Annotated in this window: 1 protein-coding gene; it reads left to right on the top strand. The window is 78.4% G+C overall.

Annotation, left to right across the window (positions count from 1 at the left end; all coding sequences use genetic code 11):
• A partial coding sequence (locus KBX39_RS31945; protein ID WP_210874140.1) for a DUF58 domain-containing protein occupies positions 1 to 986 on the top strand: 986 nt, incomplete at both ends.

Here is a 986-nt window from a genome sequence, read left to right as displayed (position 1 = left end):
GACCAACCCGACCCACCACACGCTGTACGCCCAGGTGCGCGACGCCTGGGTGCCGTCGGCCGGGGCCCGCCCGGACGTGCCGCCGCAGCGCCTGCTAACCGTGCCGCCCGGTGGCGTCGCCACGCTGCCGGTCCGGCTCACCCCGACCCGGCGCGGCGACCGGCCCGCGGTGGCGCTGACCGTACGCTCGCTCGGGCCGATGCGCCTGGGCGCCCGGCAGCGCGCCGGGCAGCCCGCCACCCCGCCGTGGACGCTGCGGGTGCTGCCCCGGTTCGACTCCCGCCGGCACCTGCCGGAGAAACTGGCCCGGCTGCGGGTCATCGACGGTGTGCAGGTGACCCGGGGGCGCGGCCACGGCACCGAGTTCGACACGCTGCGCGAGTACGCGGTGGGCGACGACGTCCGTTCGATCGACTGGCGGGGCAGCGCCCGCCGCGCCGACATCCTGGTCCGCACCTGGCGCCCGGAACGGGACCGGCGCCTGGTCTGCGTTCTGGACACCGGCCGCACCTCGGCGGTCCGGCTGGGCGACGAGCCCCGGCTGGACACCGCCATCGACGCGGCGCTGCTGCTCACCGCGCTCGCGGCCCGCGCCGGTGACCGGGTGGACCTGCTGGCGGCGGACACCGAGATCCGGGCGCGGGTGACCGGCAGCGGCCGTCCGGCCCTGCTCGCCCGGCTGGTCGAGGCGGTGGCGCCGCTGGAGCCGACGCTCGCCGAGACCGACTTCGAGCTGATCGCCGGCGAGGTGCTGCGCCGGGAGCGGCAGCGCAGCCTGGTGGTGCTGTTCACCGCGCTGGAGGCGGGCGCGATCGGCGAAGGGCTGCTGCCGGTGCTGCCCCGGCTGGCGACCCGGCACCGGGTGGTGCTGGCCGCCGGCAGCGACCCGGTGCTGAGCAGGCTCGCCACTGCCACCCCGACCGGCCCGGACGACCCGTACGCGGCCGCGTCGGCGTGGCGGGCGCTGGCCGAGCGGGCCCGGGTAC

The organism is Micromonospora sp. D75 (genome assembly GCF_018070405.1).
Taxonomy (GTDB): Bacteria; Actinomycetota; Actinomycetes; order Mycobacteriales; family Micromonosporaceae; genus Micromonospora; species Micromonospora chalcea.
Note: the sequence above shows the minus strand (reverse complement) of the source record. Positions and strands in the feature narration are given on the sequence as shown.